This is a genomic window from Kineococcus lubricus (assembly GCF_050871965.1).
GTDB lineage: Bacteria > Actinomycetota > Actinomycetes > Actinomycetales > Kineococcaceae > Kineococcus.
Map to the genome: position 1 here is coordinate 139,295 of NZ_JBJLSK010000010.1, position 15,216 is coordinate 154,510.

General features: G+C 77.2%; 13 protein-coding genes. 7 read left to right on the plus strand and 6 right to left on the minus strand.

What is annotated here, in order from left to right; all coding sequences use genetic code 11:
- Positions 1–50: 50 nt before the first annotated feature.
- Positions 51–2,183, plus strand: coding sequence for a methyl-accepting chemotaxis protein (locus tag ACRYRX_RS09810; protein WP_432511673.1), 2,133 nt, complete (start codon positions 51–53; stop codon positions 2,181–2,183).
- Here ACRYRX_RS09810 and ACRYRX_RS09815 read toward each other — a convergent pair.
- Both ACRYRX_RS09815 and ACRYRX_RS09820 read right to left on the minus strand, forming a co-directional pair.
- Entirely contained in the window at positions 2,165–3,034 is an 870-nt protein-coding gene (locus ACRYRX_RS09815) for a YhjD/YihY/BrkB family envelope integrity protein (protein ID WP_432511674.1), read from the minus strand. The two genes, ACRYRX_RS09810 and ACRYRX_RS09815, sit on opposite strands and share 19 nt — an antisense overlap.
- A complete protein-coding gene (locus tag ACRYRX_RS09820) occupies positions 3,031–4,032 on the minus strand; it encodes a GlxA family transcriptional regulator (protein ID WP_432511675.1) in 1,002 nt (333 codons plus the stop codon). Before ACRYRX_RS09820 ends, ACRYRX_RS09815 begins: the two co-directional genes overlap by 4 nt.
- A gap of 101 nt (positions 4,033–4,133) precedes the next feature.
- Here ACRYRX_RS09820 and ACRYRX_RS09825 point away from each other — a divergent pair, with 101 nt between their 5' ends.
- Positions 4,134–4,406, plus strand: coding sequence for a hypothetical protein (locus ACRYRX_RS09825; RefSeq protein ID WP_432511676.1), 273 nt, complete (start codon positions 4,134–4,136; stop codon positions 4,404–4,406).
- Positions 4,407–4,410: 4 nt separating this feature from the next.
- Here ACRYRX_RS09825 and ACRYRX_RS09830 read toward each other — a convergent pair whose 3' ends face one another.
- Positions 4,411–5,544 (minus strand): type IV pilus twitching motility protein PilT, encoded by a 1,134-nt coding sequence (locus ACRYRX_RS09830; protein ID WP_459115392.1) that lies wholly within the window; start codon positions 5,542–5,544, stop codon positions 4,411–4,413.
- A gap of 101 nt (positions 5,545–5,645) precedes the next feature.
- Here ACRYRX_RS09830 and ACRYRX_RS09835 point away from each other — a divergent pair, with 101 nt between their 5' ends.
- On the plus strand, positions 5,646–5,720 hold the full coding sequence (locus ACRYRX_RS09835) for a 50S ribosomal protein bL37 (protein ID WP_375791718.1): 75 nt from the start codon (positions 5,646–5,648) through the stop codon (positions 5,718–5,720).
- Positions 5,721–5,787: 67 nt separating this feature from the next.
- Here the strand turns inward: ACRYRX_RS09835 and rsrA are convergent, their stop codons facing one another.
- The 3 genes from rsrA to ACRYRX_RS09850 all read right to left on the minus strand — a co-directional run bounded on the left by rsrA (position 5,788) and on the right by ACRYRX_RS09850 (position 7,701).
- The gene (rsrA, locus tag ACRYRX_RS09840) at positions 5,788–6,054 is read right to left on the minus strand and encodes a mycothiol system anti-sigma-R factor (protein WP_432511677.1); all 267 of its coding nucleotides are present in this window, start codon (positions 6,052–6,054) and stop codon (positions 5,788–5,790) included.
- Positions 6,051–6,674, minus strand: a complete 624-nt coding sequence (locus tag ACRYRX_RS09845; protein WP_432511678.1) for a sigma-70 family RNA polymerase sigma factor — start codon at positions 6,672–6,674, stop codon at positions 6,051–6,053. The genes rsrA and ACRYRX_RS09845 overlap by 4 nt, the downstream gene beginning before the upstream one ends.
- A gap of 169 nt (positions 6,675–6,843) precedes the next feature.
- The gene (locus ACRYRX_RS09850) at positions 6,844–7,701 is read right to left on the minus strand and encodes an SOS response-associated peptidase (RefSeq protein ID WP_432511679.1); all 858 of its coding nucleotides are present in this window, start codon (positions 7,699–7,701) and stop codon (positions 6,844–6,846) included.
- 76 nt (positions 7,702–7,777) lie between these two features.
- Between ACRYRX_RS09850 and ACRYRX_RS09855 the strand changes: the two genes are divergently transcribed.
- From ACRYRX_RS09855 to ACRYRX_RS09870, 4 genes are all read left to right on the plus strand, one after another.
- A complete protein-coding gene (locus tag ACRYRX_RS09855; protein WP_432511680.1) occupies positions 7,778–8,308 on the plus strand; it encodes a DoxX family membrane protein in 531 nt (176 codons plus the stop codon).
- A gap of 66 nt (positions 8,309–8,374) precedes the next feature.
- Positions 8,375–9,733 (plus strand): 3-phosphoshikimate 1-carboxyvinyltransferase, encoded by a 1,359-nt coding sequence (gene aroA, locus ACRYRX_RS09860; protein WP_432511681.1) that lies wholly within the window; start codon positions 8,375–8,377, stop codon positions 9,731–9,733.
- A complete protein-coding gene (rsgA, locus tag ACRYRX_RS09865; protein ID WP_432511686.1) occupies positions 9,730–10,797 on the plus strand; it encodes a ribosome small subunit-dependent GTPase A in 1,068 nt (355 codons plus the stop codon). The genes aroA and rsgA overlap by 4 nt, the downstream gene beginning before the upstream one ends.
- Before the next feature lie 111 nt (positions 10,798–10,908).
- On the plus strand, positions 10,909–15,216 hold a 4,308-nt coding region (locus ACRYRX_RS09870; RefSeq protein WP_432511682.1), incomplete at its 3' end, for a serine/threonine-protein kinase.

Here is a 15,216-nt window from a genome sequence, read left to right on the forward strand (position 1 = left end):
GGGCCGCGATGAGGGCTTGAGTTCCGCTACCGGTGCGCCGATGGCTGGGTGTGGCCTTCTCGTTGCGTCCCCGCTCGCTGCGCTCCCAGCTCCTGCTGCCCGGCGTCGGCGCCGTCGTCGTCACCGCCGGCCTCATGAGCGCGCTGTCGGCGTGGCAGGTCGACGACCTGTCCGAGGACACCGCCGGTGACGTGCGGGCCATGTCCGAGCAGTCCCTGCACGACGCCGGGACCCAGGTGCAGACGACCGTGGCCACGCAGGCCGCGGCCGTGCAGTCCATGCTGGACTCCAACCTGCGGGTGACCACCGACCGCCTCGCCCAGCTGGGCGCGACCGCGGTCGACCCCGCGGAGACCGCGACCTGGACGGCCACCAACCAGGTCACCAAGGACAAGACGACCGTCACCCTGCCGCGGCTGGAGTTCGGGGGCACCTGGCTGGGCCAGCAGGGCGACCCCGCCGCCACGGTGCCCGGGATGGACGCCGCCGCGCGCCTCACCGGCGCCGCCACCACCGTCTTCCAGAAGATGGACGACACCGGGGCCATGCTGCGGGTGGCCACGAACGTCGTCGGGGCCGGCGGCTCGCGCAACATCGGCACCTACATCCCCGCCGTCAACGCCGACGGCGCCCCGAACGCGGTCGTGAAGGCCCTCGCGGCCGGGGAGACCTACCACGGCACCGCGGTCGTCGCCGACCAGCCCTACGTCACCGTCTACGAGCCGCTGAAGGCCGGCGACGAGGTCGTCGGCGCGGTGTTCGTGGGGCTGCCGCAGGCCGACGTCACCGCGGAGCTGCGCGCGGCCCTCGCCGACGCCACCGTGGGGACCTCCGGGTACTTCGCGGTGTTCTCCGACGCGGCCGCCTCCGCCGGCACCGCCGTCGTCGCCCCCGAGGGCGCCGCCGACGGCGACGCCATGATCGACGCCACCGACGCCGACGGGCAGCCGTACGTCGCCGACCTGCTCGCCGCCGCGAAGGACCTGCCCGCCGGGGAGTTCACCACCCGCGACGTCACGCTGGCCGACGGCGCCTACACCGTCGGCATCACCCGCTACCCCGCCTACAACTGGGTCGTCACCAGCTGGCTGCCCGACGCCGACACCGCGGTCGTCACCGACCGCGTCTCGGCCGGCGGCGCGAGCCTGGTCCGCAACACCGTCCTCGTCGGGGCGGGCGTGGCGCTGGTGATGGCCGGCGTCATCGCCCTGCTGGCCCGCACCCTGGTGCGGCGCATCGGGCGGCTCACCGACGTGCTGCGCCGCGTCGCCGCCCGCGACCTGTCGGCCCGCGCCCTGGGCGAGGGCGAGCAGCACGGCGACGACGAGATCGGGACGATGGGCGTGGCGCTGGACGAGGCCACCGGCGCCGTCCGCGACGCGCTCGTCGCGATGAGCGAGGGCGCGGCCCGCGTCACCGCGGCCGCGGGGTCCCTGGACGGGGCCAGCGACCGGCTGGCGGGGGCGGCGGAGTCCACCGCCGCCGAGATCGGGCAGGTCACCGGCGACGCCACGACCGTCTCGGCCGGGGTGCACGAGGTGTCCGACGCGGTGGAGCAGCTGCGCGCCGCGGCCGACGAGGTGTCCGCCACGACGAGCAACGTCACGGTCGTCGCCGGCGAGGCGGTCCACCTCGCGCAGACCGCGACCGGCACCGTCGAGCGGCTCGGGGCCAGCTCGCAGCAGATCGCCGACGTGCTGCGCACCATCACCGCGATCGCCGCGCAGACGAACCTGCTGGCGCTGAACGCGACCATCGAGGCCGCGCGCGCCGGGGAGGCCGGTGCGGGCTTCGCGGTCGTCGCCGAGGAGGTCAAGGAGCTGGCGCGCCAGACCGCGCAGGCCACCGAGGAGATCGCCCCGACGCTGACGGCCGTGCAGTCCGAGGCGGCGGCGGTGCGCGCCGACATCGCCCGGATCACCGAGACGATCGCCCACATCGACGAGCTGCAGGCCACCATCGCGGCCGCGGTCGCGCAGCAGCTGGCGACCACGACGTCGGTCAGCGGCACCCTGCACACGGCCGCAGGCCGCTCCACGGGGATCGCGGCGGCCCTGGAGGGCACCGTCGGGGCCGTGCAGGGCACGACCCACGAGGTGCGGGCCGTGCGCGGTTCGGTGGGTGAGCTCGCCGAGGTGGCGAAGGACCTGGACGCCCAGGTGCGTCAGTTCACGGTGCGCTGAGGCCGGGGCTGAGGCCGGGGCCGCCGGTCCCGGCGGCGCTGCAGCTCCAGCGTCACCGCGTACCCGTAGACGGTCAGCGCGGTGAAGACCCACAGCCACAGGCAGACCGCGACCGCTCCCCCGACCTGGGTGTACCCGCCGAAGGGTGCGCCCAGGTCGACGGGGATGGCCAGGAACAGCACGAAGCCCTGCAGGAAGCCCGACACGAACGCGCCGGTGGCGTAGCCGCCCCACAGCGCCGCCCACCACCCCGGCCGGACCGGACCGAGCACGCGGTAGACGTAGACCAGCACGGGTGAGACGACCAGCCAGTCGACGTTCAGCGCGACGTAGACCCCCAGCGCGGAGCCGGGCAGGCCGCTGCCGAAGAGCCGCACCAGGAACGGGGCGACCTCCAGGACGGCGAGGAAGCCCGCGGGGGCCAGCAGCAGCAGCGGCAGCGCCTTCAGGCGCACCTTCCACGCCCCGACCCGTCCCCGCACCGCCGGCGGGGCCGGCTCGGGGTGGCGCACGCTGACGCGGGCGAAACCCCGCCGCAGCCCCTCGCCGTAGACCGTGGCCGGGACCAGCGCGACCAGCGCGGGCACCCAGCCCACGTCGACGGCCGTCGCGGCGAGGTCGCGCACGACCGCCCCCGCGCTCTGGGCGGTGGGCAGCGCCCGGCCGACCGCGTCGGCGAGCTCGAGGACCTCGGCCGGGCCGATGACGGCGGCCAGGAGCCGGACGACGACGACGAGCGAGGGCACCAGGGCGATCGCGGCGTAGAACGTGACCCCGGCCGAGACGAGGAAGAGGTCGTGGCCGTGCAGCCGCGAGCGGACGTCGGCGAACAGCTGGCGCAGGAACGTCATGCGGTCGGCAGCAACCTCGTGGCGGCCGGCGACCGCGCACCGCGGAAGGTGCGCCGGTAGGCGGTGGGGGTGGTGCCGACGAGCCGGAGGAAGTGCTGGCGCAGCATCGCGGCGGACCCGAAACCGCACCGGCGGGCCACGACGTCGATGCCCTGGTCGCCGTCCTCCAGCAGCAGCCGGGCCGCCGCGACGCGCCGTTCCAGCAGCCAGCGGTGCGGGGTGACGCCGGTCTCGGCGCGGAACCGGCGGGCGAACGTGCGCGGCGACATGGCCGCCGCCCGCGCCCAGGCGGCGACGTCGATCTCGGTGTGCAGGTTCCCCGCGGCCCAGTCCAGGGCGGCGGCCAGGGACTCGTCGGCGCACGGGCGCACGGGCGCGTCGACGTACTGGGCCTGCCCGCCGTCGCGGTGCGGGGGCACCACCATCCGGCGGGCGATGGCCGTGGCCACGGCGGTGCCGTGGTGCTCACGGACCAGGTGCAGCGACAGGTCGATGCCCGCGGAGGTGCCGGCGCTGGAGGCCAGCGCCCCGTCCTCGACGTACAGGACGTCGGGCACGACCTCGACGAGCGGGAAGCGGCGGGCGAGCTCGGCCGCGTACCGGTAGTGCGTGGTGGCGCGGCGGCCGTCGAGCAGGCCGGTGTGGGCGAGGGTGAAGGCGCCGCTGCAGAAGCTCGCGACGGTCGCCCCGCGGTCGGCGGCGGCGCGCAGCCGGTCGGCGAGGTGCTCGCTGGGCGGCCCGAAGCCGAGCTCGGACGGGGTCACGATGACGAGGTCGGCGGTGTCGAGCCGGTCCAGGCGGTGGTCGGTGGTGAGGCTGAACCCGTGCCGGGAGACGACGGGACCGGCGTGCTCGGTGCAGGCGGCGAACCGGAACGGCGGCACGCCGTCGTCGGTGCGGTCGATGCCGAACACCTCGCAGGCCACCGAGAACTCGAACGCCGAGAACCCGGGGCCGACGACCGCCGCCACGTCGTGCAGGTCACCCCTCGTCCCCATGCGGGGCAGTCTGCCAGCCGCCGGACGAGTTGGCAGGATCTGCACGGACCTCGGCAGAGCTGCCACTCGTCCGGGGTGGGGGCGACGGCGACGCTGGAGGGGTGTCCAACGACCTGACCGCCCTCGTGGTGCTGCTCGTGCTCGTGGTGCTGGCCCTGGCCGCACCCCGCTTCGGCGTCGACTCCCGGACCTCGCGCGAGTGGTCCGAGGACGGCGGCGTCCCCCGCCCCGCTCCCCCCGGGCACCGGGCCCGCGCCGACCGCCCGGCGCGCGTCCGCCGGGCCGCGGGTCGTCCCCGGCCGCCCGCAGCGGCGACCCCCGCGGCGACCCCCGCGGCGACCCCGTGCTCGCCGGGGACGCGGCTGACGGCGTGACGCGTCAGACGACCAGGCCCAGGCGGCGCAGCTCCACGGCGAGGTCGTGCGGGCTGGAAGCGGCGTCCTGCGCGTCCTCCAGCGTCACGATCCCGTCCCGGACCAGCTCCACGAGGTGCTGGTCGAACGTCTGCATCCGGTAGTACCCGCCCTCGCGGATGAGGTCGGTGATGAGGTTCGTCTTGTCCGGGTCGGCGATCGCGTCCGCGATGCGGCCGGTGTTGACGCAGATCTCCATGACCACGCACCGGCCCGCCCCGTCCGCGCGGGGCACCAGGCGCTGGCAGACGATGCCGCGCAGCGACCCCGCGAGCGCCAGCCGCACCTGCTTCTGCTCGTGCGGGGGGAAGAAGTCGATGATGCGCGAGATCGTCTCGGCCGCGTCGATGGTGTGCAGCGTCGACATGACGAAGTGGCCGGTCTCGGCGGCCGACAGGGCCGCCTTCACGGTCTCCTGGTCGCGCATCTCCCCGACGAGGATCACGTCGGGGTCCTGCCGCATCGCGGCGCGCAGCGCGGTGCTGAAGTCGGCGGTGTCGAGGCGCACCTCGCGCTGGCTGATCATCGACCGGTTGTCGGTGTGCAGCACCTCGATGGGGTCCTCGATCGTCACGACGTGGCTCTCGCGGACGGTGTTGATGTGGTCGATCATCCCGGCGAGCGTGGTCGTCTTGCCCGAGCCGGTGGGGCCGGTCACCAGCAGCAGGCCGCGGTGCTCCAGCGCGAGCTGCTCGATGACCGGTGGTACGCCCAGCCCGGCCAGCGGCACGGCCTGCGCCGCGACGCGCCGCAGCACCAGGCCGACGGACCCGCGCTGGCGGAAGGCGTTGACGCGGAACCGGCCCGCCCCCTGCGGCAGGCTGTAGGCGAAGTCGGCCTCGTGGGTGCGGGCGAACTCCTCGACGAGGTCGGGACGCAGGATCTCCTCCAGCATCCGCTCGGTGACGTCGGCCGTCAGCGGCGGGGCCTGCAGGACGCGCAGCCGTCCGTCGATCCGGATCCGCGGCGGCGACCCGGCCTTGCAGTGCAGGTCCGACCCGCGCAGCTCCACCAGCGCCCGCAGGTAGGGGGTGATGAGCGGCTCGGCGGGGGGCGCGGCGTGCCCGGTGCTCTGGCCGGCAGCGGGACCCTGCGTGATCGTCACCCCTGCGGCATCGGGTGCGGCCGGGGCGACCTTGAGCACCCCTCACCCCGTGGGACGATGGACGCCGAGATCCATCGACCACGGAGGAGGACACCATGAGCAAGCGAGGCCGCAAGCGCCGCTCGCGCAAGGGCAACGGCGCGAACCACGGCAAGCGCCCCAACGCCTGAACCGGCGCACCGGAGCGACGGAGGCCCCGGATCCCTCAGGGATCCGGGGCCTCGTGGCGTGTGCGGCTCAGCGCGCGGTGGCGCTGATCTGGGTGAGGGAGACGACGATGCGGGCCCGCAGGGTCTGCGGCGCCTCCTCGCAGGGGCACCCGTCCCGGATGACCTGCTTGAGCTTCTCGTCCTCGGCGAGCTGCGCCAGGCAGCTGGCGCACTCCTCCAGGTGGGCCCGCAGCTGCTCGCAGTCCAGGTCGGGCATCTCGCCGTCGAGGTACTCGAACGCGCGGTCGAGCACCTCCTGGCAGTGCTTGGTCCCGTTCCGGTCGGTCCCGCTCACGACGCACCCCCCTGCTGGGCGGTGGCCCCGCTGACGCCCCGGTCCACGGCGTAGTCGCGCAGCAGCTCGCGCAGCTGGCGCCGGCCGCGGTGCAGGCGGGACATCACCGTCCCGATGGGCGTGCCCATGATCTCGGCGATCTCCTTGTACGCGAACCCCTCGACGTCGGCCAGGTACACCGCGAGCCGGAAGTCCTCCGGGACCTGCTGCAGCGCCCGCTTGACGTCGGAGTCGGGCAGGTGGTCCAGCGCCTCGGTCTCGGCCGAGCGCAGCCCCGTGGAGGAGTGCGACTCGGCCCGCGCGAGCTGCCAGTCCTCGATCTCGTCCGAGTGTGACTGCTGGGGCTCGCGCTGCTTCTTGCGGTACGTGTTGATGTACGTGTTGGTCAGGATCCGGTACAGCCACGCCTTGAGGTTGGTGCCCGGGGTGAACTGGTGGAACGCGCCGTACGCCTTCGCGAAGGCGTCCTGGACGAGGTCCTCGGCGTCGGCGGGGTTCCGGGTCATGCGCAGGGCCGCGGAGTACAGCTGGTCGAGGAACGGCAGCGCGTCGCGCTCGAAGCGCGCGGCCCGTTCGTCGGCTGTCTCCTGCGGAGCGACCTGCTCGGTCTGTTCGGTCATCGCGATCGAGCCTAGGCCCTGCGCGGGGGCCACGCTCACGCGCGGACCCCGGACGTCACGGCGACCGGGCGGACCGGCGGCACCGCGACGCGGCGCGCGCGGCTCGACCCGGCGGGCGGGCTCGAGGGCTGGGGCGAACGGCATGTCCGGGTCAACGCGGGCGCCCCCGTCACCATTCCGTCACCGCCCGGCCGTCGCGGGCACCGTCCCGGGCACCGGCTCGGCCACCGATCAGCTCCCCCGCGCGCAGGTCCACGACGCCTCCCAGCTCGGCGAGCGGCACGGGGTCGAGCAGGTCCTCGCCCTGGTTGCGGACGTCCCCCACCGCGCGCGAGACCGGGTGCGCCTCGAGCGCTCCGCCGAGGAACTGGTCGCGCGGCACGGCGTCGACGAGGGACCGCACGTCGTCGGCGTCGTCGAGGGAGGGGTCCAGCCAGGCGTCGCGCAGGTCGCGCGGGACCACCAGCGGCATCCGCTCGTGCAGCCGGTCCAGGCCCTCCTCGGCGGCCGTGGTGACGATCGCGAACGAGACGAGCCAGCGGGAGGGGTCCTCCGGCGCCTTCGACCCGTCCTTCCAGAACTCGTAGACCCCGGCCAGCGACAGCACCGACCCGTCGGCGGACCCGACGGCGAACGGCTGCTTGCGCGTGGCGCCGTCCGCGGCGGTGGACGTCTGCCACTCGTACCAGGCGTCGACCGGGACCAGGCAGCGGCGGGCGGTCGCGGCCTGCGCGAACGCCGGCTTGGACAGCAGGGTCTCGGCGCGGGCGTTGACCATCCGCGCCCCGCCGGAGGCGTCCGGCGACCAGCTGGGGACCAGGCCCCACCGCAGCGCCCGCAGCGAGCGGGTCGGCGGGGCGTCCGGTTCGCCCCTGCGGAAGCGCTCGAGCACGACGGGCGGGGTCGTGGTCGGGGCGGTGTTGGTGGACAGGGTGACCGCACCCCCGCCGGCGAGGGTGTCGTCGTCGACCTCGAACTCCTCCACCAGCTCGTCGAGCTCCCGACGCAGGGCGTAGCGACCGCACATGGGGCCCCACCCTGCCACCGACCTGCGACACGGCCCCGCGGTCGCGGTGATCACGCGGGTGCGGTAGGCAACTCCCATGACTGTGGTGCGACGTGTAGCCCGCCCGATGCTCGCGGCGATCTTCATCAAGAACGGCATCGACCAGGTCCGGCACGCCGGCGACCTCGCCCCGTCGGCCGAACCGCTGGTGCACCGCGTGGCCGGTCCGCTGCGCCTGCCCGACGACCCGGTGCTGCTCGTCCGCCTCAACGGCGCGGCGATGGCCGGCGCCGGGGTGCTGTTCGCCCTGGGCCGGGCCCCGCGGCTGGCCGCCACCGTCCTGGCCGCCACCGCGGCGCCCAGCGCGTACGTGAACCACCCGTTCTGGTCCGAGAAGGACCCCACCGTGCGCCGGGAGGTCCTCGACGACTTCCTGACCGACCTCGGCCTGCTCGGCGGGGCGCTGCTGGCCTCGGTCGACACCGCCGGCAAGCCCGGGGCGCTGTGGCGGGGCAAGCGCGCCGGCCGCGACGCCAAGCGGCTGGCCCACCTCGCCGCCCGCGAGGCCGTGCACGCCGCCGAGCTCGGCAAGAAGGACGTCCAGCTGGCCGCCGCCAAGATCGGCTGAGACGCCCGCAGCACCCCGGCCACGGCCCCGACCACCGTTCGACCCGTGTCCGGGGCGGCTGCGAGGATGCTCCCCGTGACCCCGAACGATCCGTCCAGCGCACCGTCCAGACCGGCTCCGGACCAGGAGCTGTGGGCCGCCCCGACCGCGGCCGGCCCCCTGGACGCCGTCGTCGCGGTGCCGGGCTCGAAGTCGCTGACGAACCGCTACCTCGTGGTGGCCGCGCTGGCCGGGCGGTCCTCGGTGCTGCGCGCGCCGCTGGTCTCGCGGGACACGCTGCTGATGGCCGACGCGCTGCGCCAGCTCGGGGTCGACGTCGTCGAGGGCTCCCGCGCCGGGGACGGCGTGGGCCCGGACGACTGGGTGGTGCGGCCCGGCCCCATCACCGGCGGGTCGCGCATCGACTGCGGCCTGGCCGGGACGGTCATGCGCTTCCTGCCGCCGGTCGCGGCCCTGGCCGACTCCCCCGTGGAGTTCGACGGCGACGACCGCGCCCGCGAGCGCCCCATGGGCGCCGTCGTCGACGCGGTCCGCCAGCTCGGCGCGGTCGTGGAGGACGGCGGTCGCGGTCTGCTGCCGTTCAGCGTGCGCGGCCCCGCCGGCGGCCTGCGCGGCGGCACGGTCCGCATCGACGCCTCCGCCTCCAGCCAGTTCGTCACCGCGCTGCTGCTGGTCGGCGCCCGCACCCGCGAGGGGCTGGAGGTCGTCCACGAGGGCCCGCCCGTCCCGAGCCTGCCGCACATCCGGATGACCGTGGAGGTCCTGCGGGACGCCGGCGTCCTGGTCGACGACTCCACCCCGGGCCGCTGGTTCGTCGAGGCCGGGGAGGTCAACCCCCTCGACGTCCACGTCGAGCCGGACCTGTCCAACGCCGGGCCGTTCCTGGCCGCGGCCGCCGCGGTCGGCGGCCGGGTGCGGGTGCCGGGCTGGCCGCAGTCGACGACCCAGGCCGGGGACGTCCTGCGGGACGTGCTGGACCAGATGGGCGCCGAGGTGACCCTCGACCGCGACGGCCTGCTCGTGGAGGGCACCGGGGAGCTGTACGGCGTGGACCTGGACCTGCACGAGGCGGGTGAGCTGGCCCCGGTGATCACGGCGCTGGCGGCGCTGGCCTCCTCCCCCACCCGGCTGCGCGGCATCGCGCACCTGCGCGGGCACGAGACCGACCGGCTCGCGGCGCTGGTGACGGAGGTCAACGCGCTGGGGGGCCGCGCCGAGGAGACCGCCGACGGTCTGCTGGTGCACCCGCAGGCCCTGCACGGCGGGGTCTTCCGCACCTACGCCGACCACCGGATGGCGACCGCGGGCGCGGTGCTGGGCCTGCGCGTGGAGGGCGTGCTGGTGGAGGACGTCGCCACGACCGGCAAGACGCTGCCCGACTTCCCCGGGATGTGGGCCGCGATGCTGGCGGGGGTCGGCGCCTGAGCCCGCGGCAGCGCGGTCCCGTCGGGCGCTTCGACGAGGACGACGTCCGGATCCGGCCCAACCGGCGCGGGTCCCGGCCGCGCACCAAGGACCGCCCCGCGCACGCCGACGCCGTCGAGGCGTTCGTGGTGGCCGTGGACCGGGGCCGGTCCACCTGCCTCGTCGGGGAGGGCACCGCGCAGCAGCGCGTCGTGACGGCCATGCGGGCCCGGGAGCTGGGGCGCACGGGGGTCGTGGTGGGCGACCGGGTGGGGCTGGTCGGCGACGTGTCGGGGACGACCGACACGCTGGCCCGCATCGTCCGGATCGAGGAGCGCCGCACGAAGCTGCGCCGCTCCGCCGACGACACCGACCCGATCGAGCGGGTCGTGGTCGCCAACGCCGACCTGCTCGTCGTGGTGACGGCGGTGGCCGACCCCGAACCGCGGTCGCGGCTGGTGGACCGCTGCCTGGTCGCGGCCTACGACGCCGGCATGCAGCCGCTGCTGTGCCTGACCAAGGGCGACCTGCGGCCGGCGGCGGAGGTGCTGGACACGTGGGCGCCGCTGGGCCTGGACGCGGTGGTGACCTCCCGCGGGCCCGAGGGGCTGGTGGGCCTGGAGGACGTGCGCGCGCGGCTGGCCGGGCGCACCACCGTCCTGGTGGGGCACTCGGGGGTGGGCAAGTCGACGCTGGTCAACGCGCTGGTCCCCGACGCCGGGCGGGCCACCGGCCACGTCAACGCGGTCACCGGCCGGGGCCGGCACACCTCCACCTCGATGGCGGCGCTCGCGCTGCCCGGTGGCGGCTGGGTCATCGACACCCCGGGCGTGCGCTCGTTCGGGCTGGCCCACGTCGACCCCGAGGCGGTGCTGCGCGCGTTCCCGGACCTGCTGCCGGGCGAGGAGGGCTGCCCGCGCGGGTGCACCCACGACGAGCCCGACTGCGGCCTGGACGCCTGGGTCGGCTCGGGGCGGGCGGGGGCGGCCGGGGTGGCCCGGCTGGAGTCCTTCCGCCGCCTGCTGGCCGCGCGACGCGGCGCCGGGGAGGACCCCGGCCCGGACGAGCACCGACCGGGGCGCTGAGCCGTCGGCCGTGCGATCGGACCCCCTTCGGACGCGCACTCGCCGTGGATCACCGATGCCCTAGGGTGACCGTCGGTCCGAGTTCGGTCGGAGACGAGGGAACGGCTGCTGATGGCGGAATCGCGTTCCACCCGGCCCGGTGCGCCGACGGTCCCCGGCCGGGGCGTCGTGCCCGGTCCCGCACCCGCACCCGGTTCCCTCGCCGGTCCCCTCACCGGCCCCGAGCCGGCCTGGACCGTCCTGCGCGAACTGGGCCGCGGCGCGGGCTCGATCGTCCACCTCGCCGCGCGCGGGGACCGCGAGTACGCCGTCAAGCGGCAGCGCCCCGGCGCGTCCCCCGTCGAGCAGGCCGAGGGCGAGCGCACCCTGCGCCGCGAGGCCGCCCTGCTGGCCAGCGTCCACCACCCCGGGCTCACCCGCGTCCACGCGGTCGCCGAGGTCGACGGCCGGCTCGGCATCGTCATGGACGCCCACGACGGCACGTCCCTGGCGGACCTGCTGCACTCCCCGCCGCCGCGCGGCGGGGACCCGGGCACCGGGGAGCTGCCGGCGGGCCTGCTGTCGGTGACCACCACCGTGCGCCTGGTCGTCGACGTGTGCGACGCCCTGCACGCGCTGCACGCCTCCGGCCTGGTCCACCGCGACGTCAAACCCGCCAACGTCCTGGTGACCCGCTCCGGGCGCGGCGTCCTCGTCGACCTCGGCGTCGCGCACCTGGACACCGGCTCACCCACCCGGCCCGTGCGCGCCGACGGTCCCGAGCGCCGCCGCGCCGACCCCCGCGGCCCGGCCGGCGACGCCACCGACGCCGAGGCGGGGGCCCTGCTGTACCGGTCGCCGGAGCAGGCCGGGGTCGTCCGCAGCCCCGTCGACCACCGCTCGGACCTGTACTCCGTGGGCGCCCTGCTGCTGGAGTGCCTGACCGGGCGCACGCCGGTGGAGGGCGCCGACGCCGCGCAGGTCCGCCGGCGCCTGGCCCGGCTGCAGCCGCTGGACCCGGACCTGCTCGGGCCGGGCGTGCCCCGCCCGCTGGCCCTGCTGGTGCGGCGGCTGCTGTCGCCGGACCCCGAGGACCGGCCCGGGGACGCGGCCGCCGTCGCCGACGAGCTGAGCCGCGTCGTCGCCGACACCGCCCCCGACGTCGCCCTGGGCCGGCGCAGCTGGGCCGACCCGACCGAGGGTCCGCTGCTGGAGCGCGGGCAGCAGTGCGCCCTGCTCGACGCCGCCTGGGACAACGCCCGCGCGGGTTCCGGCAGCGTCGTCGTCGTGCGCGGGGCCGCCGGTTCCGGGCGCAGCGCGCTGGTCGACCGCTCGCGCCGCCGGGCCGCGGCCCAGGGGGCCGCGACGGTCGTCCTCGACAGCACCCGGTCCCCGAGCTCCCCGCTGAGCGCGCTGCGGCGGGCGATGGCGGCCGGGGGCCTGACCCCGGCCGACCCGGCGCACGACCCCTCGCCGGACCCCGACGACCCGCGCCCGCAGGCCCTGGCCGAGGAGCTGCTGCAGCACGCCGCCCGCACCGGCCCGCTGCTGGTGGTCCTCGACGACACCGAGCACGCCGACGCCTCCACCCTGGCGGTGCTGCGCCGGGTCGCGGGCGAGTGCGCGGACCTGCCGCTGCTGCTGGTCCTGGTCGACCGGGCCCCCTCGGGGGCCGACGACCCCGGGACCGTCGGCGGGCTCGACACCGCCCGCGCCCTCGTCCTGGACGTCCCCCCGCTGTCCGACGCCGCCGCCCGTGCGGTCGTGCGCCGGCGGCTGCCGGGGGCGGTGGTCACCGACTCGGTCGCCACGGCGCTGGTCTCCCGCTCGGCGGGCAACCCCGGGGCGCTGCTGGCCCTGCTGACCACCCTGCTCGACGGCGGCGGCCTGCTGCCCGACTGGGGGCACTGGCGGCTGGAGCACGCTGCGCTGGAAGCGGTGCCGGTGGCGCCGCGGCTGCTGACGGCGCTGCTGCGCCGGGTGGACGACCTGGCGCCGGGGCACCGGGAGGTGCTGCGGCTGGCCGCGGCCTGCGGCCGGTCGGTGGACGACCACCTGGTGCTGCGGGCCGCCGTCCCGCAGCTGGAGCCCCAGGACGTGCACGCCGGGCTGGCCGCGGGGGTGACCGCCCGGCTGCTGCGGCCCCTGCCGCACGGGCGGCACGAGTTCCTGCACCAGCAGGTCGTCGACGCCGTCCTGGACGGCGTCGAGCCGGTCGGGCGCCAGGCCCTGCACGCCCGGCTGGCCCGGGTGCTGCGGGCCGACACCCGCGCCGGCGTCGACGACGGCGACCGCGACGCCCTGTTCGCCTGCGCGCACCAGCACCTGCGCGCCGGGGACGCCGTGGCCCCCGGCGACGTCGTCGACGCCTGCGCGGCGGCCGGGGTGGAGGCGGCCCGGCGGTTCGCGCCGGAGGAGGCGGTGGCGCTGCTGACGCAGGCCGTCGGCGCGGCCGAGGCCGCCGGTCTGGACCTGGACCCGCGGCTGCGGCGGCTGCTGGCGGCGTGCCTGGCCCGGCAGGGGCGGCACGCCGAGGCCCACGCGCACCTCGAGCGGCTCCTCGGCTCGGCCGGCGACCCGGTGGAGCGGGCGGTCGTGCTCGGCGAGGTCGCCGTCCTGCACCGGCACGAGCGCGCCGCGACCGCCCCGGACCGCGCCGGGGCCGCGGCGGCCGACGGCCTGGCGGTCCTGGGCGCTCCCCGTCCGGCGCGGTGGCCGGGGTGGGTGGCCTCCACGCTGGTGTCGCTGCTCGCGCTGGTGGGCGCGGTCGCCGGGCAGGGCCGGCGGCGGGCCAGCCGGCACCGGCTGGACTCCCCGCGCGAGGTGGAGCGCTCCACCGCCGAGGGGGCGCGCGCGGTCCTGCTGCGGGAGGCCGCGGCGGCCGACCTGGAGCGGGGCCGCCCCCTGGCGGGCGCACCGACGGCGCTGGCCGCGTGGGCGCACGCCCTGCGGGCGCGGCGGGCCGACCTGGCCCGGGACGCGCGGTGGACGCTGCGGGCGGCGCTGGCCCAGGCCCTGACGGGGCGGCTGACGCTGCTGCCGGTCCGGCTGCCCGGCACGGCCGGTCTGGTCGGGCGGCCGCTGACCGCCGCCGGCGCGCGCGAGGTCGAGACCGACCCGGTGGTCCTGGCCTCCCTGCGGCTGGCCCGGGGCCTGCACCGGCTGGGGTCCGGCGGGACCTGGCGGGCGGTGGCCGAGGTGCTGGAGCAGGACGGCCAGTGGCTGGACCTGCCCGCGTACGTCGTCGGCGCTCAGGCGGTGGTGGTCGAGCGGCTGGCCGCCGGTCACGTCGCGACCGCCGCGTCCTGGCACGCGCGGGCGGTGCGCCGCGTCCCCGAGGGGGGTGCCGTCCCGGCCGGGCTGGACCTGCTGCGCAGCGCGCTGCTGAGCGCGAAGGGCCGGCCGGGCGAGGCCGGTGACGTGCTGGAGGCGGTGGGCCGGGACGGCGGCGACGCCCCCTCGCGGCACGGCTGGCAGGTGCTGCTGGCCACCGCAAACTGGCTGGTCCAGCAGGGCGACCTCACCGAGCGGTTCGACCACCTCGCCGCGCAGGTGCTCGCGGCGGCCCGCCGGACGCGCTCGCGCGGTGCGCCGGAGGTCGGGTGGACGCTGGTGCTGCTGGTGTGCGGGCGGCTGGCGCAGCTGCGCGCGGCCGTCGACGTCGGCGACCCCGCGGCGGTGCGCGCGGGCCGGGCCGGGCTGCGGGAGGCGCTGCGCGCGCTGCGCCGGGTGCGGCGGTCGGCGCCGGGCGGGCGCGGCGGCGCCGTCCAGCGGGCGGTGCTCGACGCGGTGCGGGCCGACGCGCTGCACCGGCTGGGGGCGCGGCGGCGGGCCCGGTCCCTGCTGCGCCGCGCCGAGGTGCGCGCGGCGCCCCTGGACGCCCCGCTGCTGGGCCACCACCTCCTGCTGCTGCGGGCCGAGCGGCTGGAGGAGGCCGGGGCGGGCGCGGACGCCGACCGGCTGCGGTGGATGGCGACGGCGCTGGCCGAGCGGCAGGGGTGGGTGACGCTGGTCCAGCGCGGCCGGGGCGGCGCCGCCGGGGGCCGGGCCCCGGTGGGTGGGCAGCCCGCGGGACGGGCCTCGTGGACCCCGGCCCCGGGGCGCCGGCGCCGGCTGCTGTCGGCGATGCGCGACGTGGGCAACGCCGCGCAGGTGCTGGACCCGCAGGACGTGGTGCGCCTGGCCCTGGACCAGGCGTGCGAGGTGCTCGGCGCCGACCGCGCGGTCCTGGCCGTCCTGGACGGCGAGGACGAGCTGGTGGTGTTCTGCGGGCGGACCCGTACGGGCACGGACCTGCCGACGACGACGGCGGTCGACCCCGCGGCGGTGCGGGCGGCCCGGACGGGGCGCCCGGTGCTGCGCAGCGCACTGGACGCCGCCGCGTCCGGGGCCCGGGCCCGCCGGGGCGCGCGGGGGGGCGGCGCGGGGGGGGGGGCGCTG

Bases quoted from the DNA above. Each gene is read 5' to 3' on its own strand.
- ACRYRX_RS09815 (WP_432511674.1), bottom strand. From the start codon at position 3,034: ATGACGTTCCTGCGCCAGCTGTTCGCCGACGTCCGCTCGCGGCTGCAC.
- ACRYRX_RS09820 (WP_432511675.1), bottom strand. From the start codon at position 4,032: ATGGGGACGAGGGGTGACCTGCACGACGTGGCGGCGGTCGTCGGCCCC.
- ACRYRX_RS09845 (WP_432511678.1), bottom strand. From the start codon at position 6,674: ATGACCGAACAGACCGAGCAGGTCGCTCCGCAGGAGACAGCCGACGAA.
- ACRYRX_RS09850 (WP_432511679.1), bottom strand. From the start codon at position 7,701: ATGTGCGGTCGCTACGCCCTGCGTCGGGAGCTCGACGAGCTGGTGGAG.
- ACRYRX_RS09855 (WP_432511680.1), top strand. From the start codon at position 7,778: ATGACTGTGGTGCGACGTGTAGCCCGCCCGATGCTCGCGGCGATCTTC.
- aroA (WP_432511681.1), top strand. From the start codon at position 8,375: ATGCTCCCCGTGACCCCGAACGATCCGTCCAGCGCACCGTCCAGACCG.